Source organism: Streptomyces sp. WAC07094 (genome assembly GCF_036320405.1).
GTDB classification, from domain to species: Bacteria; Actinomycetota; Actinomycetes; order Streptomycetales; family Streptomycetaceae; genus Streptomyces; species Streptomyces lannensis.
In genome coordinates this window covers 5,493,232-5,515,940 of record NZ_JAVMJZ010000001.1, presented here as the reverse complement: position 1 = coordinate 5,515,940, position 22,709 = coordinate 5,493,232, and the positions used below count along the sequence as shown (strand labels likewise).

The window sequence follows — 22,709 nt, the reverse complement described above, 5'->3', positions numbered from 1 at the left end:
TGCCGCCCTCCTGGCGCGCGGGGGCTGCCGTACGGGCCGTGCGGATCAATGACCGCAGGCGCAGCCCGAGGCCGCCGCGGTGTCCCCCGTGGCCTGCCCGGTGCAGCAGCCGTCACCCGTGGCGTCGGGGCCGGCGCTCTTGCCGAGGGTGTCGGCGTCGGCCTTGACGACGTAGACCTCCCAGGGCTCCCGGCCCGGGCCGTGCACCCACACCTTGTCCTGTCGGGCGTAGCAGCACGAGGTGTCGTTCTCCTCGAACGTGGCCAGGCCGGCGTCCTTGAGGCGGGTGGTCGCGGCGTTCACCTGCTCCGTGGACCCGACTTCGACGCCGAGGTGGTCAAGACGGGTCTCCTGGCCGGGCTCCCCCTCGATGAGGACGAGCTTCAACGGCGGTTCGGCGATGGCGAAGTTGGCGTAGCCCTCACGCCGCTTGGCCGGTTCCGTCCCGAAGAGCTTCGAGTAGAAGGCGATCGACCCTTCGAGGTCACTGACGCGCAGGGCGAGCTGAGCACGGGACATGGCAGGGCTCCCATCGGCTTGCATTGATATCCGTCGATTCAACCTTGCACCTTGGATCGAAGACTGTCAACATAGACACATGTCGAAGCAAGAGCTTCTCGTGATCGGGCAGACCGATGAGACCGCCGCGTGCTGCCCGGGACTGGTCTCCGCGCCCCTCGGCGAGGACCAGGCCATGGAGCTGGCGAAGCTGTTCAAGGCGCTGGGCGACCCGGTGCGACTGCGCCTTATGTCCATGATCGCCTCGCGGGCGGGCGGCGAGGTCTGCGTCTGCGACCTGACCCCGGCCTTCGACCTGTCCCAGCCGACGATCTCCCACCACCTCAAGCTGCTCCGGCAGGCCGGACTGATCGACTGCGAGCGTCGGGGCACATGGGTCCACTACTGGGCGCTGCCCGCCACCCTCGACCGGCTCGCGACGTTCCTGAAGACCCCCCAGACGGCTGAGACGACCGCGTGACCGCCCCGCTCGCCCGCCGGGCCCTCGCCGAGGCCGTGGGTTCGGCCGCCTTGGTCGCAGTGGTCGTCGGCTCCGGCATCCAGGCCACCGAGCTGACCCGGGACGTCGGTGTGCAGTTGCTCGCCGACTCCCTGGCCACCGTCTTAGGCCTGGGCGTACTCATCGCGCTCCTAGGCCCGGTGTCCGGTGCGCACTTCAACCCCCTCGTCACGCTCGCGGCCTGGGCGACCGGCCGCCGCGGCAAGGACGGGCCGACCGCGCGGGACGTCGCCGTCTATGTCCCGGCCCAGATCGTGGGAGCCGTCGTCGGAGCCATCGTGGCCGATGCGATGTTCGGCGAGCCGCTGGTGCAGTGGTCCACGCACAACCGCTTCGCCGGTCACCTGTGGCTGGGCGAGGTCGTCGCGACCGCCGGGCTCATCCTGCTGGTCCTCGGCCTGGCCCGCACGGGCCGCACCCACCTGGGCCCCGTGGCCGTGGCCTCCTACATCGGCGCGGCCTACTGGTTCACGTCCTCCACGTCGTTCGCGAACCCGGCGGTGACCATCGGCCGGACCTTCACGGACACCTTCGCCGGCATCGCCCCCGGCTCGCTCGGCCCGTTCATCGCGGCCCAACTGGTCGGCGCCGCGCTGGGACTGGGCCTGGTGCTCGCCGTGTTCGGACGTCCGGCACCCGCTCAGACCGGCGCCGTACCGCTCCAGGGCGGACCCGAACTCGCCGCCACCACCCTGCCCTGACCCGCCTCTCCCGGAAAGACACCTGCCATGACCACCGCTGCCGAACGGCCGTCCGTCTTGTTCGTCTGCGTCCACAACGCCGGGCGCTCCCAGATGGCCGCCGCGTTCCTCACCCACCTCGCGGGCGACCGTGTACAGGTCCGCTCCGCCGGATCGGCACCCGCCGACACGGTCAATCCGGCAGTCGTCGAAGCCATGTCGGAGGCGGGCATCAACATCTCGGCGGAAGTGCCCAAAGTGCTCACCGTCGAGGCCGTCCAGGCGTCCGACGTGGTCATCACGATGGGCTGCGGCGACACCTGCCCCGTCTTCCCCGGCAAGCGCTACCTCGACTGGGACCTCGCCGACCCGGCCGGACAGGGTGTCGACGCCGTCCGGCCCATCCGCGACGAGATCGAGAAGCGCATCCGCGGCCTGATCGACGAGATCGCCCCCGCGGAGTGAGCACGGGTACGGCGACCGGACCGCGCATCACGGCCATGGGCCCCGAACACGCCGACGAAGTCCTGACGATCTACCGGCTCGGCATCAACGAGGGCAACGCCACCTTCGAGACGACCGCGCCCACCTGGCAGCAGTTCGACGCCACCAAGCTGCCCGGACACCGGCACGTCGCCGTCGACGGGACAGGCAGGGCGCTCGGCTGGGTCGCGGCCGTGCCGGTGTCCGACCGATGCGCATACGCCGGCGTCGTCGAACACTCGGTGTACGTCCACCCCGGCAACCGCGGCCGGGGCGTCGGGTCGGCCCTCCTGCGCGCGCTGATCACCTCGACCGAGGCGGCAGGCATCTGGACGATCCAGTCAGGCATCTTCCCCGAGAACACCGGCAGCCTCGCCCTGCATCGCAAGGCGGGGTTCCGCGTCATCGGCACCCGCGAACGCATCGGGCGGCACCACGGCGTATGGCGCGACGTCGTACTGATCGAACGCCGCAGCCCTGCCGTGGCATAGCGCGCGCCCCGGGAGGCCCGGTGTCCGGCGCCGTTCCGAGGACGTTGCGGCCCACGTCAGGACGACGGCCGCAACGTCCTCGCCGGCCTCGGCCGGTACCTCCGCGACGGGCCCGTGGCACCGCCGCGCACCTCAGTGCACGTGTCCGCTGGTCGCAGCGTCCTTCTTGACCGTCAGCGGCAGCAGCTTCTTGCCCGTCGGGCCGATCTGGATGGCCGTGTCCATCTGAGGACACACCCCGCAGTCGAAGCACGGCGTCCAGCGGCAGTCCTCGACCTCCGTCTCGTCGAGGGCGTCCTGCCAGTCCTCCCAGAGCCAGTCCTTGTCGAGGCCCGAGTCGAGGTGGTCCCAGGGGAGGACCTCCTCGGCGCCGCGCTCGCGGGTCGTGTACCAGTCGACGTCGACGCCGAAGTCCGCCAGGGCCTTGTCCGCGGAATTCATCCAGCGGTCGTACGAGAAGTGCTCGCGCCAGCCGTCGAAGCGGCCGCCGTCGTCGTAGACCGCGCGGATGACGGCACCGATCCGGCGGTCGCCCCGGGAGAGCAGGCCCTCGACGATGCCGGGCTTGCCGTCGTGGTAGCGGAAGCCGATCGAACGGCCGTACTTCTTGTCGCCGCGGATCTTGTCGCGGAGCTTTTCGAGGCGCGCGTCGGTCTCCTGCGCCGACAGCTGCGGGGCCCACTGGAACGGCGTGTGCGGCTTGGGGACGAAGCCGCCGATCGAGACCGTGCAGCGGATGTCGTTCGAGCCGGAGACCTCGCGGCCCTTCTGGATCACACGCATGGCCATGTCGGCGATCTGCAGGACGTCCTCGTCCGTCTCCGTGGGCAGGCCGCACATGAAGTACAGCTTCACCTGGCGCCAGCCGTTGCCGTAGGCGGTGGCGACGGTACGGATCAGGTCCTCCTCCGAGACCATCTTGTTGATGACCTTGCGGATGCGTTCCGAGCCGCCCTCCGGGGCGAACGTCAGACCGGACCTGCGGCCGTTCCTCGTCAGCTCGTTCGCCAGGTCGATGTTGAAGGCGTCCACCCGGGTCGACGGGAGCGAGAGGCCGATCTTGTCTTCTTCGTAGCGGTCGGCGAGGCCCTTCGCGACGTCTCCGATCTCGCTGTGGTCGGCCGAGGACAGGGACAGCAGGCCCACCTCCTCGAAGCCGGTCGCTTTCAGGCCCTTGTCGACCATCTCGCCGATGCCGGTGATCGAGCGCTCCCGGACCGGGCGGGTGATCATGCCCGCCTGGCAGAAGCGGCAGCCGCGCGTGCAGCCGCGGAAGATCTCGACCGACATGCGCTCGTGGACCGTCTCCGCCAGGGGCACCAGAGGCTGCTTCGGGTAGGGCCACTCGTCCAGGTCCATCACCGTGTGCTTGGAGACACGCCACGGGACGCCCGACTTGTTCGGGACGACACGGGCGATACGGCCGTCGGGGAGGTACTCCACGTCGTAGAAGGCCGGCACGTACACGCCGCCGGTCTTCGCCAGGCGGAAGAGCAGTTCCTCCCGGCCGCCCGGGCGGCCCTCCGCCTTCCAGGCGCGGATGATCCCGGTGACCTCCAGGACCGCCTGCTCGCCGTCGCCGATCACCGCGCAGTCGATGAAGTCGGCGATCGGCTCGGGGTTGAAGGCCGCGTGGCCGCCCGCCAGGACGATGGGGTCGTCGACCGTGCGGTCCTTGGCCTCCAGGGGGATCCCGGCCAGGTCCAGGGCCGTGAGCATGTTCGTGTAGCCGAGCTCGGTGGAGAAGCTCATGCCCAGGACGTCGAAGGCCTTCACCGGGCGGTGGCTGTCCACCGTGAACTGCGGGACGCCGTGCTCCCGCATCAGGGCCTCCAGGTCCGGCCAGACGCTGTAGGTGCGCTCGGCGAGGACGCCCTCCTGCTCGTTCAGGACCTCGTAAAGAATCATGACGCCCTGGTTGGGCAGGCCGACCTCGTAGGCGTCGGGGTACATGAGGGCCCAGTGGACGTCACAGGCGTCCCACGGCTTGACGGTGGAGTTGAGCTCTCCGCCGACGTACTGGATCGGCTTCTGCACATGCGGGAGCAGAGCTTCGAGCTGCGGGAAGACCGATTCGGCAGACATCTCGCGACTTTCGTGAGCTGGACGGTACTGACGGGGGTGACCATCAAGCCTAACGCGGCCCCGACCCCTCCTCGGACGCCCGAGGGGTTCTGGGCGGCCCGGGCCTCCCCGGCGCCCGGCCAGGGTCTGTCGTTCGGATCAGGTCGGCTGGGAGTGGCGGCGCCTTTCGGGCGACGCCGACATGATCCGAACGACAGACCCTAGATCCGCACCTGCCCCTGCACCGACCGCCACAACTCGGGCAGCGCGGCCTCGGCGGCCGCCGCACGCTGCTCCTCCCGCCCGTACAGCACGCCATAGGTGAAGGAGTTCTCCTTCGCCGCGTAGGCCGTGGCCGACAGCTCCCGGAGCGTTTCCCGGGCCATCACGGTGTCCTGGTGATCGCCGAGCACGGTCTGCAGGGATTTCATCGCCTTCACCAAGGACTCGGCGGGCTTTCCCAGGGCGGGCGCGGCGGCCTCCGCGGCGTACCGGGTGCGCTTGGTCTTCTTGCGGACCTCGTGCATCGCCACGTCGCGGTCGTGGCCGGGCGGCAGGTCCAGTGCCTGTCCGACCAGGTCGGCGACTTTGCCGAAGTCCTTCCGTACGGCCTTGGCGATCACCTTGGCCGGATCCTTGGCGGCCGCCTTCAGCAGGGGCGGGTCGGCGACCAGGGCGTCCAGGGCGTTCAGCAGCCTGAGGTAGCGGTCGCCGTCCAGGACGGTGATCAGCCGGTTCCGGGCGCCGCCGCGCCGTTCGTTCGACCACGTCTTCAGCCGGCCCTGTACGGGGCCGGAGACCAGGGTCCGCGGCAGTTCGGACAGGGCGGTCGTCAGGTGCTCGGTGAGGACTTCCCGGTCGCGGTCGACGCCCAGCTCGCCGGCCAGCCATTTCAGGTCGTCGGCGATCGGGTCCGTGACATCCCGGTCCAGGACCTTGGCGAACGAGCGGAACGTGCTGCGCAGCCGGCGGGTGGCCACGCGCATGGAGTGCACGGAGTCGAAGACGTCACGGCGCACAGCGGGGTCCAGGTCGACGATCGCCTCCCGCTGGACTCGGACATAGGCGAGGACGTGGTCGCCCGCGGTGACGGGCGGCTCGTCGTCGCGCGCGGTGGTCCGAGCGGCCGGGGCGCCGGTCTCCTCCAGGGCTCTGGCCAGCTTGGACGGGGACGACGAGCGGCTCACCCCGGCCTTGCGGAGTGCCTTGTCGACCTTGTCGAGGAAGGAGGGGTCGCCGTCGTCCGCGAGTTCGACCTCGATCTCGGTCCATTCGGTGGCTCCCGCGCCGCCGCTGAGCCGTTCGGCGCGGACCCGGTCAAGGCTGACCTCGGCGAGCAGGGCGCCTTCGGCGTCGACGAGGTGGCGGATGTCGCGGGCGGAGCGCAGGCGGACGAGGGGGACGAGCTCGGCGTCGCGGACGCGGGAGCGGACGAGGCTCGACAGGTACCCGGGGACGGTGTCGGAGAGCGGGGCGTGGATCTCGTCACGCACACCCTCGGAGACCGGCAGTTTGAGGTGCCAGCCGGCGTCCGCGCCGCCGGTGCGGCGGCGCAGGGTCAGCGAGGCGCCTGCGAGCCGTTGGTCGACCGTGTCGTAGTAGGTCGCGTCGAGTTGTGCGAGACCCTTGTCGACGACGGCCGAGACTCCGCCGACGCGGGTGAGGTCGGGCAGCTCGTTCCCGGCCGCGGCCTCGTACTTTCGCTCGATTTCGCGCTTCGTGTCCGCCATGAACCGAATCTAATGGCAATCGGGCCGGGAGGGCAGGGCCGACCGGACTTCGTCCGGAACGCGCCCACCGTTCCCGGCCCGACGGCGACCGTGCCGCTACGCCGACAGCGGCCGTTGCACCCGGATCGACTGCAACAGGCCCACTGCCAGCCAGACGGCGAACATCGACGAACCGCCGTACGAGACGAACGGCAGCGGAAGGCCGGCGACCGGCATGATGCCGAGGGTCATGCCGATGTTCTCGAAGGCCTGGAAGGCGAACCAGGCGATGATGCCGGCGGCGACGATCGTGCCGTAGAGCTCGGTCGTCTCCCGGGCGATCCGGCAGGCCCGCCACAGGACGACGCCGAGCAGCACGATGATCAGTCCGGCGCCGACGAAACCCAGCTCCTCACCCGCGACCGTGAAGACGAAGTCGGTCTGCTGTTCGGGGACGAACTGCCCCGTCGTCTGGGAACCGTGGAAGAGCCCGGCACCGGTCAGCCCGCCGGAACCGATCGCGATACGCGCCTGGTTGGTGTTGTAGCCCACGCCCGCGGGGTCCAGGTCGGGGTTGGCGAAGGCGGCGAAGCGGTTGATCTGGTACTCGTCCAGGATGTGCAGCTGCCATATGGCGATCGCACCCAGCGCGCCCGCGCCGATCAGACCGAACACCCACCGGTTGGAGGCGCCGGAGGCGAGCAGCACACCGAGCACGATGATCACCATGACCATGACCGAGCCCAGGTCGGGCATCAGCATGACGATCAGCATCGGGACGGCCGCAAGACCCAGGGCCTGGGCCACGGTCCGGTGGTCGGGGTAGGCCTTGTCCCCCGCGTCGACCCGGGCGGCGAGCAGCATCGCCATGCCCAGGATGATCGTGATCTTGACGAACTCGGAGGGCTGGAGGGAGAAACCCCCACCGAACACGATCCATGCGTGCGCGCCGTTGACCGTCGCGCCGAGCGGGGTGAGCACCAGCAGGATCAGCATCACCGAGATGCCGTACAGGATGGGCACGGCCGTGCGCAGGGTGCGGTGGCCGAGCCAGATCGTGCCGACCATCAGCGCCAGCCCGATCCCGGTGTTCATCAGGTGCCGGATCAGGAAGTAGTACGGGTCGCCCTGGTTGATCTCGGTGCGGTTGCGGGTCGCCGAGTAGACGAGGGCGGTGCCGATCAGGGACAGCGCCAGGGCCGACAGCAGTATCGGCCAGTCCAGACGGCGGGCCAGGCTGTCGCGGGCGAAGATCCGCGTCCAGACGGGCCGCTCGGGACCGTATCCGGAGACGGAGAAGTTGTTCGCTCCGGTCACGTCAGGATCCTCCGCCTCTTCTTCGGGCGGGCCGTGCGCCTACGGGTGTCGCGGTTGGTCGAGTTCGGCGTGGGGACGGTGGCCGGCGGGTTGTCGGTGGGCATCCCCTGCTGGCCCTCACCCTCGGCCTGGTCCGCCTTCGGGTCGTACTTCTCGATCTTCGGGGCCGTGATCGATCCATCGGGCTGGATCTTGGGCAGGTCCTTCTGCGGGGTGTACAGCAGGGCCTTCTTCTTGTCGATCGAGCCGTCCTTCTGGACGCCGTACAGGGCGTCGTAGATGTTGTGCACGGCTTCACCGGAGGCGCCGGAACCCGTACCGGCCTGGGCGATGGTCATGATGACCGCGTAGTCCTTGGAGTAGGTGGCCAGCCACGAGGTCGTCTGCTTGCCGTAGACCTCCGCGGTACCGGTCTTGGCGTGCAGCGCGATCTTGTCCTGCGGCCAGCCGCCGAACTTCCACGCCGCGGTACCGCGGGTGACCACGCCCGCGAGCGCCTGTTCCATGACGTCCCGCGTCTTCTGGTCGATCGGCAGCTTGCCGTGCGACTTGGGCTTGATCTCGCTGACGTGCTTGCCGTCGGCGCTGATGACCGCCTTGCCGATGGTCGGGTTCCACATGGTGCCGCCGTTGGAGATCGCCGAGTAGATGACCGCCTCCTGGATCGGCGTCAGGAGCGTGTCGCCCTGGCCGATGGAGTAGTTGATCGAGTCACCCTCGCGCATCTTGTTGCCCTCGAGGCAGTTCTCGTACGCGATCTTCTGGACGTAGTCGCCGTCCTTCTTGCCGGTCCTGCACCAGCTGTCCTTGTTGGCCTCCCAGTACTTCTGCTTCCACTCGCGGTCGGGGACCCGGCCGGAGACCTCGTTGGGCAGGTCGATTCCGGTGGGCTTGCCGAGACCGAACTGGTGGGCGGCCTTGTAGAAGTAGTCCTTGGGCTGACCCTTCTTGGGGTTGATGCCGCCGTCCTTCTTCCACTCGTTGTCGGCGAGGCCGTAGAAAACGGTGTCGCAGGAGACCTCGAGAGCGCGGCCGAGCGAGATCGGGCCGAAGTTCTCACCTTCGAAGTTCTTGAAGACCTGGCCGCCGACCGAGTACGAACTCGTGCACGGGTAATTGCCGTCGAAGGAATAGCCTGCCTCGACCGCGGCGGCCGTGGAGACGACCTTGAAGGTCGAGCCGGGCGCCGACTGCCCCTGGATGGCGCGGTTGAGCAGCGGGTAGTCGGAACCCTTGCCGGTGAGCTGCTGGTAGTCCTTGGCGGAGATGCCGCCGACCCAGACGTTCGGGTCGTACGTCGGGGCGGACGCCATGGCCACGATGCGGCCGGTCTTGGCCTCCATCACGACGACGGCACCGGAGTCGGCCTTGTAGTTCTCGCCGGTGATGTCGTCGAACTGGGTGCGGGCGATCTTCATCGCGTTGTCCAGCTCGTACTCGGCGACCCGCTGCACCCGGGCGTCGATGCTGGTGACCAGGTTGGAACCGGCCTGGGCGGGGTCGCTCTTGGCCTTGCCGATGACCCGGCCGAGGTTGTCCACCTCGTAGCGGGTGACGCCGGCCTTGCCGCGCAGCGCCTTGTCGTACTGGCGTTCAAGTCCGGAGCGGCCGACCTGGTCCGAGCGCAGATAAGGCGAATCGGTGTCCTTGGCCTGCTGGATCTCGTTGTCGGTGACGGGCGAGAGATAGCCGAGGACCTGGGCGGTGTTGGCCTCACCGGGACTCGGGTAGCGGCGCACGGCCTCGGGCTCGGCGGTGATGCCGGGGAAGTCCTCGGAGCGCTCGCGGATCTGCAGGGCCTGGCGGGGCGTGGCCTCGTCGGTGATGGGGATCGGCTGGTAGGGCGAACCGTTCCAGCAGGGCTGGGGCGTCTTGGAGTCGCACAGGCGGACCTTGCCCATGACGTCCTGCGGCTTCATGCCGAGGACGCTCGCCAGCTTGGTGAGGACCCCTTTGCCGTCGTCCTTCATCTTCAGCAGGTCGGTGCGCGAGGCGGAGACCACGAGGCGGGTCTCGTTGTCGGCGATCGGGACGCCGCGCGCGTCCAGGATCTCGCCGCGCACGGCGGGCTGGACCACCTGCTGGACGTGGTTGCCCGACGCTTCCTTGGCGTACTCGGAGCCGTTGCGGATCTGCAGGTACCACAGACGGCCGCCGAGGGTGCCGAGGAGCGAGAGGACAAGGATCTGGATGACGACGAGACGGATCTGGACGCGTGGGGTCCGTCCGGTCTCGGGGATGTTGCTCACTGCTGCTGCCCCCTCTCAGTGCACATACGTGTCATACGAGTACACGACCAACCTGTGTGAGCAGTCAGCCGCCTTACGGGTCGTCACAGCCGCTTGACCCCCTTGATACGGCCCGCACGGGCCACTCTCGCCTTGGCCGCCTTGACCCGGAGACCGCGCTGGCTGCCGATCCGCAGTCCGGTACCGGAGGAGAGCCAGCCGGAGGAGACGTCGGCCGCCTTGGTGGAGCTGGCCTCGGCGAGCGGGTCGTTCTCGGCCCGGCGGGCCAGGGCCATGATCCCCGGGACCACGAACGGCGCGAGCAGCAGGTCGTACAGCGCCGCCGTGAACAGCAGGCTGCCGAGGCCCACATGACGGGCGGCGGTGTCCCCGACGAGGGCGCCCACGCTCGCGTACAGCAGGGTCGAGCCGACCGCGGCGGCGACCACCACGACCATCGGGCCGGTGGCGGATTTCAGACGGCCGTTCTCGGGCCGGGCGAGTCCGGCGAGGTAGCCGATGACGCACAGCACGAGGGCGTAGCGCCCGGCGGCGTGGTCGGCGGGCGGGGCGAGGTCGGAGAGCAGGCCGGCGCCGAAGCCGACGAGACAGCCGCCGACGTGGCCGTAGACCAGTGCGAGACCGACCACGGTCAGCAGGACCAGGTCCGGTACGGCACCGGGCAGATGGAGACGGGCGAGCACACTCACCTGGACCACCAGGGCGACGACCACCAGGGTGGTGGCGAGCAGCATCCGGTTGAAGCGCATCTGGTTCAGCTCCTAGGGCGTCTGCTGCTGGTCTTGGTATTCGCCGGAGGCCGAGGGCGTGACGGTGACGGTCACGGTCGGCGTGGGCGTCGGCTGGGGCTTGGGCGGCAGCACGGCGTCGCGCGGGTCCTTCTTGGGCGCCTGGATGACAACACCGACGACGTCGAGCTTGGTGAAGGACGCGAACGGCGTGACGTAGACGGTGCGGGTCAGATCACCGCCGGACGGGTCGACCCGGGAGACCACGCCGACCGGTACGCCGGGCACGAAGGGCTTGTCGGCCTCCGACCCGAAGGTGATGAGACGGTCGCCCTTCTTCACGTCGGCCTTGCCGTTGAGCAGTTGGACGCGCAGCGGGCGGTCGCCCTGCCCGGAGGCGAAACCGAGTTCGTCGCTGCCCTCCATGCGGGTACCGACCGTGAAGTCGGGGTCGTTCGCCAGCAGCACCGTCGAGGTGTTCGGGCCGACCGTGGTGACGCGCCCCACCAACCCGTCGCCGTTGAGAACGGTCATGTCGCGCTTGATGCCGTCATTGGCGCCCACGTCGATGGTGACGGTCCAGGAGAAGCCCTGGGCCGCTCCTATCGCGATGACCTCCGCACCCTTTATGCCGTACTGGCCCTCGCCCGCCACCCGGAGCATGTTGTCGAGTTGCTTGAGGCGGCTTCGGTTGCGGTCGTCGCTGCCCAGCTTCGCCTTCAAGGCTGCGTTCGACTGCTCGAGTCGCGCGATGCGGTCGTGCCGGCTGCCGGAGTCGCGTACGGCGTCGATCGCGTTGCCCATGGGGTCGACGACGGTCGACACCCCGTTCTCGATCGGGCCGAAGACCGTGGCAGCGGCCTGGCGGGCACCTTCGACCGGTGAGTCCTGGCCGCCGCGGATGTCCACCGTGATCAGAGCGAACGCGATGGCGATCAGCAGCACCAGGAGCAGCCGGCTCTCTCGTGTGTCCCTCACGTGCGGCGGCCGTGCCTTCCTCGTCGGAATGTGTCGGACGGGTCCCCCGGGTGCGCGGTACCCGGTGGGTGTGAACCCGGCGGGCAATACCTGGCAGGCACGACCCGGCGGGCGGAACCGAGGGGTGGTATGGGGGAGTTTAAGCCTCTATATCAACGATCCGCCGCACGAGAGGGAGTTCGTCTCGTACGGCGGAATCGGCTTGTCGCGTCATCTGCGGGGCTGGGCGTCCAGCACCTGCTGGAGCGCCTCGAACTCCTCGACGCACTTGCCGGAGCCGAGCGCCACGCTGTCCAGCGGGTCCTCGGCAATGTGGATCGGCATGCCGGTCTCCCGGCGGAGCCGCTCGTCGAGACCGCGCAGCAGGGCGCCGCCGCCGGTGAGGACGATGCCCCGGTCCATGACGTCGCCGGACAGCTCCGGCGGGCACTTGTCGAGCGTCGTCTTGACCGCGTCCACGATGGCGTTGACCGGCTCCTCGATGGCCTTGCGCACTTCGGCCGCCGAGATGACCACGGTCTTGGGCAATCCGGAGACCAGGTCCCGGCCACGGATCTCGGTGTGCTCGTCGGAGTCGAGGTCGTACGCCGAACCGATCGTGATCTTGATCTGCTCCGCCGTCCGCTCACCGAGGAGGAGCGAGTACTCCTTCTTGATGTGCTGGATGATGGCGTTGTCCAGCTCGTCACCCGCGACGCGGATGGACTGGGCGGTGACGATGCCGCCGAGCGAGATGACCGCGACCTCCGTGGTACCGCCGCCGATGTCCACCACCATGTTGCCCGTGGCCTCGTGGACCGGCAGGCCGGAGCCGATGGCGGCGGCCATGGGCTCCTCGATGATGTGCACCTGGCGCGCACCGGCCTGGGAGGACGCCTCGATGACGGCGCGGCGCTCTACACCCGTGATACCCGACGGCACACAGACGACGACGCGCGGACGAGCCAGATACCGCCGCTTGTGGATCTTCAGGATGAAGTAGCGGAGCATCCGTTCGGTGATCTCGAAGTCCGCGATCACACCGTCCTTCAGAGGACGTACCGCGACGATGTTGCCCGGGGTCCGGCCGATCATCTTCTTCGCTTCCGCGCCGACCGCCAGGATGCCACCGGTGTTGGTGTTGATCGCGACGACGGACGGTTCGTTGAGTACGATCCCGCGACCCCTGACGTACACCAGCGTGTTGGCGGTCCCGAGGTCGACAGCCATGTCACGGCCGATGAACGACATTGAGTTCCCCATGAGGATTCGTCTGGCCTTCCCAAGTTGAGCGTTTGATGGCTTTTGTTGGGGCGGCGAAGTGGGTGCTGTGACGTGAAGGCTTACATCGTAGTCTCGCCCGCACGAAACATTGCGCGAGGGTCTTCGCCATTGTCAGCAGATGACGCCTCGCCTCGCTTGTGGAGACGGACGTTCGGGGGTAGCCGTTCCCCCTAACGGCACGCATATGCCGGGGGACGGCCGGGTTTTACGGGACCCGATTTTCCAGCCACCCCCGTTACGGCATCCGGGTGACGTGACAAACCCTCAGGAATTGTTCACAAGACACGTTCAGAAGTTCATCGGTCGGATGCTCAGAAGCGACCGGGGAAGAAGATCTTCAGCTCGCGCTCGGCGGACTCCTCGGAGTCGGAGGCGTGGATCAGGTTCTCACGCACGATGACACCGTAGTCGCCGCGGATGGAGCCCGGCGCGGCGGCGATCGGGTCGGTGGGACCGGCGAGCGCCCGCAGGCCCTCGATGACCCGCTCCCCCTCGACGACGAGCGCGACGACCGGGCCGGAGGCCATGAACTCCACCAGCGGCTCGTAGAAGGGCTTGCCCTTGTGCTCGCCGTAGTGCTGCTCGAGCGTGTCGTGGTCCAGCGTGCGCAGCTCCAGCGCACTGATGGTCCAGCCCGCCTTGCGCTCGATACGGCCGATGATCTCGCCGATCAGCCCGCGACGGACGGCGTCGGGCTTGAGGAGGACGAGGGTGCGCGCGGTCACGAGGGAGCTCCTTAATCGGTGGTGCGGGAGGATGAGGCTACAGGGCGGAGCCGGGTGGTTGTCACTCAGCGTCAGACTGTGCGGTTACGGCCCCGGGACCATGTCCCGTACGGGCGTGGACGACTGCGCGGCCGGCCGCTCACGCCCTCGTACCGACGCCGGCCGAGGGGCCGCGGAACGGGCGTCCGGGAGGCCGTGCGCGGCCCGGCGGACGGTCCGTGGACGGGACCGTGTCAGGCCGGACTGCTCTCGTTTCCCTCGGCCGCCGCGAAGCGGGCCTTCGCCTCGTCGATCTTCCGTCCGTAGTGGACCGACGCCCACCACAGCGCCGCGAAGACGGCGCCCAGGAAGAACATCGAGGGGACCACGAACCCGGCGGCGATCAGCGCGATCTGCAGCGCCCAGCCCAGCTGCACACCACCGGGTCGGGTGATCACACCGCAGAGCAGGACGCTGACGGCCATGGCGATGCCGCAGACCGTCCAGACCGTGCCGGTGGACAGGTCCGGGTCCTTCATGGCGACCAGCCCGGCGAAGCCGATGACGAAGAACTCGCCGATCAGGGTCGAAGAACAGAGCGTACGCACGGAGGATCAGCCCTTCCCCATGAGCAGTCGGGCCTCGCCGACGGTGATGACGGAGCCGGTGACGAGGACGCCCGCCCCGGCATACTCCCCCTCTTCCTCGGCGAGTGTGATCGCGGCCTCCAGGGCGTCGGGCAGCCTCGGCTCGACCTGGACGCGGTCCTCGCCGAAGACCTCCACCGCGACGGCGGCCAGTTCGTCGGCGTCCATCGCCCGATGGCTGGAGTTCTGTGTGACCACGACCTCGGCGAAGATCGGTTCGAAGGCCTCCAGGAGACCCCGGACGTTCTTGTCGCCGCTCGCACCGACGACGCCGATCAGCCGGCTGAAGTCGAAGGCCTCGCTCACGGCCTCGGCGGTGGCGCGGGCCCCCGCCGGGTTGTGGGCGGCGTCCAGGACCACGGTCGGGGAGCGCCGCACGACCTCGAGACGGCCCGGGGAGGACACCGACGCGAACGCCTTGCGGACCGTGTCGCGGTCGAGCGGCTCGGGCCGCTCGGAGCCGACCCCGAAGAACGCCTCCACCGCGGCGAGGGCCACGGCGGCGTTGTGGGCCTGGTAGGCGCCGTGCAGCGGCAGGTACAGCTCTTCGTACTCACCGCCGAGGCCGCGCAGGGTGACGAGCTGGCCGCCGACCGCCACCTGCCGGGAGACGACGCCGAACTCCAGCCCTTCGCGGGCCACGGTCGCGTCCACCTCCACGGCCTTCTTCAGCAGCACCTGGGCCGCGTCGACCGGTTGCTGGGCCATGATGACGGTGGCGCCCTGCTTGATGATGCCGGACTTCTCCAGGGCGATCTCGCCGGGCGTGCCGCCGAGCCGGTCGGTGTGGTCCAGGTCGATCGGGGTGACGACGGCGACGTCCCCGTCGATCACGTTCGTGGCGTCCCAGCTTCCGCCCATGCCGACCTCGACGACCGCGACGTCGACGGGGGCGTCCGCGAAGGCCGCGTAGGCCATGCCGGTGAGCACCTCGAAGAAGGAGAGGCGGTACTCCTGCTGTCCGTCGACCATCTCGACGTAGGGCTTGATGTCGTTGTACGTCTCGATGAATCGCTCGGCGGAGACGGGGGCGCCGTCGAGGCTGATGCGCTCGGTGACGGACTGGACGTGTGGGCTCGTGTACCGCCCCGTGCGCAGCTCGAAGGCGCCGAGCAGGGCCTCGATCATGCGCGCGGTGGACGTCTTGCCGTTGGTCCCCGTGATGTGGATGGACGGATACGACCGCTGCGGCTCACCGAGCACGTCCATCAGTGCCGAGATACGGCTGACGGACGGCTCGAGCTTGGTCTCGCCCCAGCGGGTGGCCAGTTCCGCCTCGACCGCCCGCAGCGCCCGGTCGACCTCGGGGTCGGCGGGGCGGCCGGGGACGTCTGCCCGGGGCGTGCCGCCCTGCGTGCGCAGGGTGCGGCTGCCGGCCTCGATCACCGCGAGATCAGGATCGCGGTCGGTCTCGGCCGCGACGATGTCTTCGAAGGGATCGCTCTCATTGGGGTCGAACGGAGGCACGTCACTCACGGTGTCAGTCTACGGAGCACGGGTGACAGGCGCGGCCGCGGGCGGCCGTGTGCCGGGAGCGGCCCGCACGGGCGGAGCCGGCGGTGCGGGAGGATGGCCGGCGCGCGGGCCCTTCTCGGTCGTCGGGGGGCCTAGCCCGCGGCCGGCTCGTCCATGGTGAGGTGGAAGGTGACCTGCCGTTCCGTTCCACCGGCCGCGACGGTGTGCACATACCCCCGGGCCGTGCTGTAGGCGCCCGAACCGCCGGTCAGGGCGATGTCGACGGCGGGAGCGGGGGTTCCCTGTCCCTTCAGGTGCAGCAGCGCCTGCGAGGTGATCTGGCCCTCGGGCAGAGCGAAGGTCCCGACGCACTGGAGTTGGAGATCGCCCGGCTGGATCCGGATGTACGTGCAGACCACGCTGTGGTCGCCGATCTTCCTGCCACCGCGGTAGAGGTCTTCGGCGATGACGAGCTCGTCGCCCAGGCCGATCCCCTTCGCCCCCAGATCGAGCAGCCGGGACTGAACCTGTCTGGCGGTCAGCCGAATGGTCTCCGTGCGGTGGCCGTCGGCGGCGGACGCCGGTGGCACGACGGCCAGGACAACGGCGGCCAGTGCGACGGTGGTGCCCGGGCGTAGGGCGCTTCTGCGCATGGTGCGTCTCCCATCAGGCGTGGGTGTTCCCCCATGCCTCATGGTCCGGTTCGTGCGGTGTCCTGCCCTCGGTGCCCGACCGTTCGGGTGAATCCTCCCTGTCACCGCGCGCGCCCGGCAGCCGAGTGCGCGTGACGCCCGGCCGGGAGGTCCCGGCCGGGCGTCACGTGTGGACCGTGTGCGGCGCACTGCACCGCGCCGGGCCCCTACGCCTGGGGCAGGCGCTCCAGCTGGGCCTGGATCCGCGCGATGTCCTCGTCGGCCTTGGCGAGCCGTGTGCGGATCTTCTCCACGACGTTGTCCGGCGCCTTCGCCAGGAACGCCTCGTTGCCGAGCTTGGCGGTGGCCTGGGCCTTCTCCTTCTCGGCGGCGGCGAGGTCCTTCGCCAGACGCTTGCGCTCGGCCGCCACGTCGATCGTGCCGGACAGGTCGAGCGCGACCGTGGCGCCCGCGACCGGCAGGGTCGCCGTCGCCGTGAATCCCTCGCCCTCGGGCTGCAGACGCAGCAGCTGGCGGATGGCCGCCTCGTGGGCCGCGAGCGCCGTGCCGTCCAGGGTCAGCCTGGCCGGGACACGCTGGCCGGGCTGCAGGCCCTGGTCGGCGCGGAAGCGGCGGACCTCGGTGATGACCGACTGGAGGGTCGCGATCTCCCGCTCGGCGGCCGCGTCGCGGAAGCCGCTGTCGCCCGGCCAGTCCGCGACGACGACGGACTCACCGCCCGTGAGGGTGGTCCACAGCGTCTCCGTGACGAAGGGGACGATCGGGTGGAGCAGCCGGAGAGTGACGTCCAGGACCTCGCCGAGGACCCGCTGGCTCGCCTCGGCCGCCTCGCCGCCGGCCTGGAACGTCGTCTTGGACAGCTCGACGTACCAGTCGAAGACCTCGTCCCACGCGAAGTGGTACAGCGCCTCGCTGAGCTTGGCGAACTGGAAGTCCTCGTAGAGCGCGTCGACCTGCGCGACCGTCTCGTTCAGACGGGAGAGGATCCAGCGGTCGGTCGCGGACAGCTTCGACGCCTCCGGCAGCGGACCCTCGACCGTGGCGCCGTTCATGAGCGCGAAGCGCGTGGCGTTCCAGATCTTGTTGGCGAAGTTCCTGGACGCCTGGACCCAGTCCTCGCCGATCGGGACGTCCGTGCCCGGGTTGGCGCCGCGGGCGAGCGTGAAGCGCAGTGCGTCCGAGCCGTACTTGTCCATCCAGTCGAGCGGGTCGACGACGTTGCCGAACGACTTCGACATCTTCTTGCCGCGCTCGTCACGGACCAGCCCGGTCAGGGCGATGGTCTTGAAGGGGACCTCGCCGTCCATGGCGTACAGACCGAACATCATCATCCGGGCGACCCAGAAGAAGATGATGTCGTGGCCCGTGAGCAGGACGTCGGTCGGATAGAACTTCCGCAGGTCCTTGGTCCGTTCGGGCCAGCCGAGCGTGGAGAACGGCCACAGGCCGGAGGAGAACCAGGTGTCCAGGACGTCCGTGTCCTGGTGCCAGCCCTCGCCGGTCGGCGGTTCCTCGTCGGGGCCGACGCAGACGACCTCGCCGTCCGGGCCGTACCAGATCGGGATCCGGTGGCCCCACCACAGCTGGCGCGAGATGCACCAGTCGTTCATGTTGTCGACCCAGTCGAAGTAGCGCTTCGACATGTCCTCGGGGTGGATCTTGACCCGGCCGTCGCGGACCGCGTCGCCCGCGGCCTTGGCGAGCGGGCCGACCTTGACCCACCACTGCATGGACAGGCGCGGCTCGATGGTGGTCTTGCAGCGCGAGCAGTGGCCGACGGAGTGGACGTAGGGGCGCTTCTCGGCGACGATCCGGCCCTGCGAGCGCAGCGCGGCGACGATGGCGCTGCGCGCCTCGAAGCGGTCGAGCCCCTGGAAGGGACCATGGGCGGTGATGATCGCCCGCTCGTCCATGACGGTGATCGACTCGAGACCGTGGCGCTGACCGATCGCAAAGTCGTTCGGGTCGTGCGCCGGGGTGACCTTGACGGCACCGGTGCCGAACTCGGGGTCGACATGGGGGTCCGCGACGACCGGGATGCTGCGGTCGGTGAGGGGCAGCTTGATGCGCCTGCCGATCAGGTGCTTGTAGCGCTCGTCGTCGGGGTGAACGGCGACGGCCGTGTCACCGAGCATGGTCTCGGCGCGGGTGGTGGCGACGACGACCGAGTCGTCCCCCTCCCCGTACCTGATGGAGACGAGCTCGCCGTCGTCCTCCTGGTATTCGACCTCGATGTCCGAAATGGCCGTCAGACACCGCGGGCACCAGTTGATGATGCGCTCGGCGCGGTAGATCAGCTCGTCTTCGTAGAGCTTCTTGAAGATGGTGAGGACGGCCTTGGACAGGCCCTCGTCCATGGTGAACCGCTCGCGGCTCCAGTCGACTCCGTCGCCGAGACGGCGCATCTGGCCGAGGATCCTGCCGCCGTACTCCTCCTTCCACTGCCAGACGCGCTCGACGAACTCCTCACGACCCAGGTCGTGGCGGGACTTGCCCTCCTCGGCGAGCTGCTGCTCGACCTTGTTCTGGGTGGCGATGCCGGCGTGGTCCATACCGGGCAGCCACAGCGCCTCGAAGCCCTGCATCCGCTTGCGGCGGGTGAGGGCGTCCATGAGCGTGTGCTGGAAGGCATGGCCCAGGTGGAGGCTGCCGGTGACGTTCGGCGGCGGAATGACGATGGTGTACGGGGGCTTCTCGCTCTTGGCGTCGGCCTCGAAGTAACCGCGCTCCACCCAGCGCTCGTACAGCGCCCCCTCTACATCGGCCGGCGCGTACTGGGTCGGCAGTTCGGTGTCGGGCGCTGTGGGCTGCTGATGAGCGTTCTCGGTCACGGGGTCAGTTTAGGGGTGTCACCGGCCCGTCCCGAAACGCGATTCTTTCGTAACGGTGGAGCCGACCCGCGGCCCGGCCCTCGCCCGATTGCGCCAGGATGTCGGGGACACACATGAGTCTCTGGAGGGGAACCCAGAAGATGAGCTACAACCAGCCGGGCCCGTACGGCGGGCAGCCCCAGCAGCCCGGGCCGTACGGCCAGCCGGGTCCTTACGGCCAGCCGCCGCAGGCACCCCAGCCCGGCTACGGCTACCCCCAGCAGGCTCCGCCCTCTCCGGGCTACGGCTACCCGCAGCAGACTCCCCAGGGCGTCCCGCCCCAGTCGAACCCCTACGGACAGCAGCCCACAGCGCCCTATGGCCAGCAGCCCTACGGACAGCAGCCCCATGGCGCCCCGCCGCCGGCGCCCGACGGCGGCGGCAGGAAAAGGACCGGCCTGATCATCGGCGCGGTGGCGGTTGTGGCGGCGATCGCGGTGGGCGCGTACTTCGTGATCGGCGGGGGCGGCGGCTCGGTCTCGGACGACGGCCCGCACAAGCTGACGGCGCCCGCGACGGTCATCGGCGGCACCTACAAGAAGGCCGACAGCAGCAACTCGCCGGACTCGATGAGCGACGACGACCTGTCGGACTTCCAGAAGTGGGGCGTGAAGGACGCGAAGGACGTCAGCGCCGGGTACCAGAACGGCACCGGGCTGACCGCCAAGAACCTCACCTTCGGCGGTGTCTACGGCACCATCGACGACCCCGAGGCCGTGGTGGACGCCATGTTCGCCAAGATCAAGTCGGAGTCCGAGAAGGACAAGTCAGACGAGGGCCGGCTGATCGGCAGCCCGGAGACGGTCCACCCGTCCGGATTCTCCAACGGCATCATGAAGTGCCAGGTGGCCGAGTTCACGAACGACGACACCGCGAGCAAGGGCGCCGGCGCCGCGAAGTCCGTGAAGATGCCCATCTGCATCTGGGGCGACCACAGCACCGTCGCCGACGTCACGGCGTTCAGCTTCGCGGCCATGGCCGCCGGGAACGCGGGATCGATCGACGAAACGGCCGACCTCGCGGCCAAGCTCCGCAACGATGTGCGGGTCAAGGCCTGACGGCTTGTATCCCAAAGGTGAAGGGGCCCCGGTCGATTGACCGGGGCCCCTCACTCGTTCGGCTGATGGCGGTTACGCCGACTTCTGCTCTCCGGAACCACGCCCGCGCGCGTCCCGGGGGATCAGCGTCGGGTTCACGTTCGACAGGACGACGTCCGCCGTGATGACGACCCGGGCGACGTCCTTCCGGGACGGGACCTCGTACATGACCGCCTGGAGGACCTCCTCCATGATGGCGCGCAGGCCCCGGGCGCCCGTCTGGCGCAGGATCGCCTGGTCCGCGATGGCCTCCAGGGCCTCGCGCTCGAAGTCCAGCTCCACACCGTCGAGTTCGAAGAGGCGCTGGTACTGCTTGACCAGGGCGTTGCGCGGCTCAACCAGGATCTGCAGGAGGGCCTTGCGGTCGAGGTTGTGGACCGAGGTGATGACCGGGAGACGGCCGATGAACTCGGGGATCATGCCGAACTTCACCAGGTCCTCGGGCATCACGTCCTCGAACTGGTCCTTCGACTCCAGTTCGCGCTTCGAACGGATCGTCGCACCGAAGCCGATGCCCTTCGCGCCCGCCCGCGACTCGATGATCTTCTCCAGACCCGCGAACGCACCGCCCACGATGAACAGCACGTTCGTCGTGTCGATCTGGATGAACTCCTGGTGCGGGTGCTTGCGGCCGCCCTGGGGAGGCACCGACGCCGTCGTGCCCTCCAGGATCTTCAGCAGTGCCTGCTGGACGCCCTCGCCCGACACGTCGCGCGTGATGGAGGGGTTCTCGCTCTTGCGGGCCACCTTGTCGATCTCGTCGATGTAGATGATGCCCGTCTCGGCCTTCTTGACGTCGTAGTCCGCGGCCTGGATCAGCTTCAGCAGGATGTTCTCGACGTCCTCGCCCACATAGCCCGCCTCCGTCAGCGCCGTCGCGTCGGCGATGGCGAAGGGGACGTTCAGCATGCGGGCCAGCGTCTGGGCGAGAAGTGTCTTGCCCGAGCCCGTGGGGCCGAGCAGCAGGATGTTCGACTTCGCCAACTCGATGGCGTCGTCACGGCCTTGGGCGCCGCCGTTCTCACCGGCCTGGACCCGCTTGTAATGGTTGTACACCGCGACGGAGAGGGCCTTCTTGGCCGCCTCCTGGCCGACCACGTACCCCTCGAGGAACTCGTAGATCTCGCGGGGCTTGGGGAGTTCCTCCCAGCGCACCTCGCTCGTCTCCGCGAGCTCTTCCTCGATGATCTCGTTGCAGAGATCGATGCACTCGTCGCAGATGTACACACCGGGGCCTGCGATGAGCTTCTTGACCTGCTTCTGGCTCTTGCCACAGAACGAGCACTTGAGCAGATCGCCGCCGTCACCGATGCGTGCCACGGTGTGCTTCCCCTTCGCCTGGGAGACGCCTTGGATCCATTGGATCCAGCGGCTCCTGGTGCTGCCTTATGTCCGACGGTACCTTGCCGGGCCCCCCGTTCGGGCCCCCCTTGGCACGGTTCACTTTGACGTGCAGCGTGTCAAACCGGGCCAAGGGGCGGCAGACGATACAGATCCGATGACGAATCGAGCCGATTCGCGTCAGCGGACAGAACTGTTGTTCATCTTCCGGGTGGAGATGATCTGGTCGATCAGGCCGTACGACAGGGCGTCCTCGGCCGTCAGGATCTTGTCGCGCTCGATGTCCTCACGAATCTTCTCGATCGGCGTGGTCGAGTGCTTGGCCAGCATCTCCTCCAGCTGCGCACGCATCCGGAGGATCTCGTTGGCGGCGATCTCCAGGTCGGAGACCTGACCGCGGCCCGTCTCACTGTACGGCTGGTGGATCAGCACACGGGCGTTCGGGAGCGCCATGCGCTTGCCCGGAGTGCCCGCCGCCAGCAGGACCGCGGCTGCGGAGGCGGCCTGGCCCATGCAGACCGTCTGGATGTCCGGCTTCACGAACTGCATCGTGTCGTAGATGGCCGTGAGCGCGGTGAAGGAGCCGCCGGGGCTGTTGATGTAGACCGAGATGTCACGGTCGGGGTCCATCGACTCCAGGCACAGCAGCTGCGCCATGACGTCGTTGGCGGAGGCGTCGTCGATCTGGACGCCGAGGAAGATCACGCGCTCCTCGAAGAGCTTCGCATACGGGTCGTACTCGCGGATGCCCTGCGAGGTGCGCTCCACGAAGCGCGGGATGACGTAGCGGGACTCGGCCACGGGGGCGGTGTACTCGGCACGCGTGCGGTCGTAGAGGCCGCTGCCGGGGAAGTCGTTCACGGTGTCTCCTGAAAAGGGCTGAGGCGGTGGCTGGGGGGCTGGAGGGGCGCCGGGGCCTGGGCTCGGCCCGCTGCGGCCCATGCGGGGCGGACCGGGCGGCA

Annotated in this window: 20 protein-coding genes; 5 read left to right on the top strand and 15 right to left on the bottom strand. The window is 69.0% G+C overall.

Annotated features, from left to right (window positions below):
- Nucleotides 1–45: 45 nt before the first annotated feature.
- Nucleotides 46–519: an ArsI/CadI family heavy metal resistance metalloenzyme gene (locus tag RCR19_RS24380; RefSeq protein ID WP_331267055.1), complete on the bottom strand. Its 474-nt coding sequence runs from the start codon at nucleotides 517–519 to the stop codon at nucleotides 46–48.
- A gap of 79 nt (nucleotides 520–598) precedes the next feature.
- On the opposite strand from RCR19_RS24380, the gene RCR19_RS24375 reads away from it, so the two are divergent.
- The 4 genes from RCR19_RS24375 to RCR19_RS24360 are packed head-to-tail and all read left to right on the top strand — an operon-like array spanning nucleotide 599 to nucleotide 2,672.
- The gene (locus RCR19_RS24375) at nucleotides 599–979 is read left to right on the top strand and encodes a metalloregulator ArsR/SmtB family transcription factor (protein WP_331267054.1); all 381 of its coding nucleotides are present in this window, start codon (nucleotides 599–601) and stop codon (nucleotides 977–979) included.
- Nucleotides 976–1,719, top strand: coding sequence for an MIP/aquaporin family protein (locus RCR19_RS24370; protein ID WP_331267053.1), 744 nt, complete (start codon nucleotides 976–978; stop codon nucleotides 1,717–1,719). Before RCR19_RS24375 ends, RCR19_RS24370 begins: the two co-directional genes overlap by 4 nt.
- Nucleotides 1,720–1,746: 27 nt before the next feature.
- The gene (locus RCR19_RS24365) at nucleotides 1,747–2,163 is read left to right on the top strand and encodes an arsenate reductase ArsC (protein WP_331267052.1); all 417 of its coding nucleotides are present in this window, start codon (nucleotides 1,747–1,749) and stop codon (nucleotides 2,161–2,163) included.
- Nucleotides 2,164–2,198: 35 nt separating this feature from the next.
- Nucleotides 2,199–2,672, top strand: a complete 474-nt coding sequence (locus tag RCR19_RS24360; protein ID WP_331269542.1) for an N-acetyltransferase family protein — start codon at nucleotides 2,199–2,201, stop codon at nucleotides 2,670–2,672.
- 132 nt (nucleotides 2,673–2,804) lie between these two features.
- Here the strand turns inward: RCR19_RS24360 and RCR19_RS24355 are convergent, their stop codons facing one another.
- The 12 genes from RCR19_RS24355 to RCR19_RS24300 form a co-directional block, all read right to left on the bottom strand.
- Entirely contained in the window at nucleotides 2,805–4,757 is a 1,953-nt protein-coding gene (locus RCR19_RS24355; protein WP_331267051.1) for a TIGR03960 family B12-binding radical SAM protein, read from the bottom strand.
- Between the two features lie 200 nt (nucleotides 4,758–4,957).
- Nucleotides 4,958–6,466: a CYTH and CHAD domain-containing protein gene (locus RCR19_RS24350; RefSeq protein WP_331267050.1), complete on the bottom strand. Its 1,509-nt coding sequence runs from the start codon at nucleotides 6,464–6,466 to the stop codon at nucleotides 4,958–4,960.
- A 96-nt stretch (nucleotides 6,467–6,562) separates the two neighbouring features.
- The gene (rodA, locus tag RCR19_RS24345; protein ID WP_059131606.1) at nucleotides 6,563–7,762 is read right to left on the bottom strand and encodes a rod shape-determining protein RodA; all 1,200 of its coding nucleotides are present in this window, start codon (nucleotides 7,760–7,762) and stop codon (nucleotides 6,563–6,565) included.
- Nucleotides 7,759–10,011 carry a penicillin-binding protein 2 gene (mrdA, locus tag RCR19_RS24340; protein ID WP_331267049.1) on the bottom strand — a complete coding sequence of 751 codons (2,253 nt, stop codon included), beginning with the start codon at nucleotides 10,009–10,011 and terminating at the stop codon, nucleotides 7,759–7,761. The genes rodA and mrdA overlap by 4 nt, the downstream gene beginning before the upstream one ends.
- Before the next feature lie 83 nt (nucleotides 10,012–10,094).
- Complete coding sequence (gene mreD, locus RCR19_RS24335) at nucleotides 10,095–10,760, bottom strand: rod shape-determining protein MreD (protein ID WP_331267048.1); 666 nt, start codon at nucleotides 10,758–10,760, stop codon at nucleotides 10,095–10,097.
- A 12-nt stretch (nucleotides 10,761–10,772) separates the two neighbouring features.
- The gene (gene mreC / locus RCR19_RS24330) at nucleotides 10,773–11,717 is read right to left on the bottom strand and encodes a rod shape-determining protein MreC (RefSeq protein WP_331267047.1); all 945 of its coding nucleotides are present in this window, start codon (nucleotides 11,715–11,717) and stop codon (nucleotides 10,773–10,775) included.
- Between the two features lie 210 nt (nucleotides 11,718–11,927).
- On the bottom strand, nucleotides 11,928–12,947 hold the full coding sequence (locus RCR19_RS24325) for a rod shape-determining protein (RefSeq protein WP_059131610.1): 1,020 nt from the start codon (nucleotides 12,945–12,947) through the stop codon (nucleotides 11,928–11,930).
- A 344-nt stretch (nucleotides 12,948–13,291) separates the two neighbouring features.
- Nucleotides 13,292–13,705: a nucleoside-diphosphate kinase gene (gene ndk / locus RCR19_RS24320; protein ID WP_059131611.1), complete on the bottom strand. Its 414-nt coding sequence runs from the start codon at nucleotides 13,703–13,705 to the stop codon at nucleotides 13,292–13,294.
- A gap of 233 nt (nucleotides 13,706–13,938) precedes the next feature.
- Nucleotides 13,939–14,292: a DUF4233 domain-containing protein gene (locus RCR19_RS24315; RefSeq protein ID WP_059131612.1), complete on the bottom strand. Its 354-nt coding sequence runs from the start codon at nucleotides 14,290–14,292 to the stop codon at nucleotides 13,939–13,941.
- Between the two features lie 6 nt (nucleotides 14,293–14,298).
- Nucleotides 14,299–15,807, bottom strand: coding sequence for a folylpolyglutamate synthase/dihydrofolate synthase family protein (locus tag RCR19_RS24310; RefSeq protein ID WP_331267046.1), 1,509 nt, complete (start codon nucleotides 15,805–15,807; stop codon nucleotides 14,299–14,301).
- A 131-nt stretch (nucleotides 15,808–15,938) separates the two neighbouring features.
- Nucleotides 15,939–16,439, bottom strand: a complete 501-nt coding sequence (locus RCR19_RS24305; protein ID WP_331267045.1) for a hypothetical protein — start codon at nucleotides 16,437–16,439, stop codon at nucleotides 15,939–15,941.
- Between the two features lie 206 nt (nucleotides 16,440–16,645).
- A complete protein-coding gene (locus RCR19_RS24300) occupies nucleotides 16,646–19,270 on the bottom strand; it encodes a valine--tRNA ligase (protein WP_331267044.1) in 2,625 nt (874 codons plus the stop codon).
- Between the two features lie 140 nt (nucleotides 19,271–19,410).
- Here RCR19_RS24300 and RCR19_RS24295 point away from each other — a divergent pair, with 140 nt between their 5' ends.
- On the top strand, nucleotides 19,411–20,367 hold the full coding sequence (locus RCR19_RS24295; protein ID WP_331267043.1) for a hypothetical protein: 957 nt from the start codon (nucleotides 19,411–19,413) through the stop codon (nucleotides 20,365–20,367).
- 72 nt (nucleotides 20,368–20,439) lie between these two features.
- On the opposite strand, the gene clpX is transcribed toward RCR19_RS24295, so the two are convergent.
- Nucleotides 20,440–21,726, bottom strand: a complete 1,287-nt coding sequence (gene clpX, locus RCR19_RS24290) for an ATP-dependent Clp protease ATP-binding subunit ClpX (RefSeq protein WP_059131615.1) — start codon at nucleotides 21,724–21,726, stop codon at nucleotides 20,440–20,442.
- A gap of 201 nt (nucleotides 21,727–21,927) precedes the next feature.
- Nucleotides 21,928–22,608, bottom strand: coding sequence for an ATP-dependent Clp protease proteolytic subunit (locus RCR19_RS24285; RefSeq protein WP_331267042.1), 681 nt, complete (start codon nucleotides 22,606–22,608; stop codon nucleotides 21,928–21,930).
- Between the last annotated feature and the right edge of the window lie 101 nt (nucleotides 22,609–22,709).

What these genes read in the sequence shown, in the direction of transcription:
- RCR19_RS24305 (WP_331267045.1), bottom strand. Translation starts at nt 16,439, where the DNA reads ATGCGCAGAAGCGCCCTACGCCCGGGCACCACCGTCGCACTGGCCGCC.
- RCR19_RS24380 (WP_331267055.1), bottom strand. Translation starts at nt 519, where the DNA reads ATGTCCCGTGCTCAGCTCGCCCTGCGCGTCAGTGACCTCGAAGGGTCG.
- RCR19_RS24350 (WP_331267050.1), bottom strand. Translation starts at nt 6,466, where the DNA reads ATGGCGGACACGAAGCGCGAAATCGAGCGAAAGTACGAGGCCGCGGCC.
- RCR19_RS24355 (WP_331267051.1), bottom strand. Translation starts at nt 4,757, where the DNA reads ATGTCTGCCGAATCGGTCTTCCCGCAGCTCGAAGCTCTGCTCCCGCAT.
- RCR19_RS24295 (WP_331267043.1), top strand. Translation starts at nt 19,411, where the DNA reads ATGAGCTACAACCAGCCGGGCCCGTACGGCGGGCAGCCCCAGCAGCCC.
- mreD (WP_331267048.1), bottom strand. Translation starts at nt 10,760, where the DNA reads ATGCGCTTCAACCGGATGCTGCTCGCCACCACCCTGGTGGTCGTCGCC.
- RCR19_RS24375 (WP_331267054.1), top strand. Translation starts at nt 599, where the DNA reads ATGTCGAAGCAAGAGCTTCTCGTGATCGGGCAGACCGATGAGACCGCC.
- RCR19_RS24365 (WP_331267052.1), top strand. Translation starts at nt 1,747, where the DNA reads ATGACCACCGCTGCCGAACGGCCGTCCGTCTTGTTCGTCTGCGTCCAC.
- RCR19_RS24325 (WP_059131610.1), bottom strand. Translation starts at nt 12,947, where the DNA reads ATGTCGTTCATCGGCCGTGACATGGCTGTCGACCTCGGGACCGCCAAC.
- RCR19_RS24360 (WP_331269542.1), top strand. Translation starts at nt 2,199, where the DNA reads ATGGGCCCCGAACACGCCGACGAAGTCCTGACGATCTACCGGCTCGGC.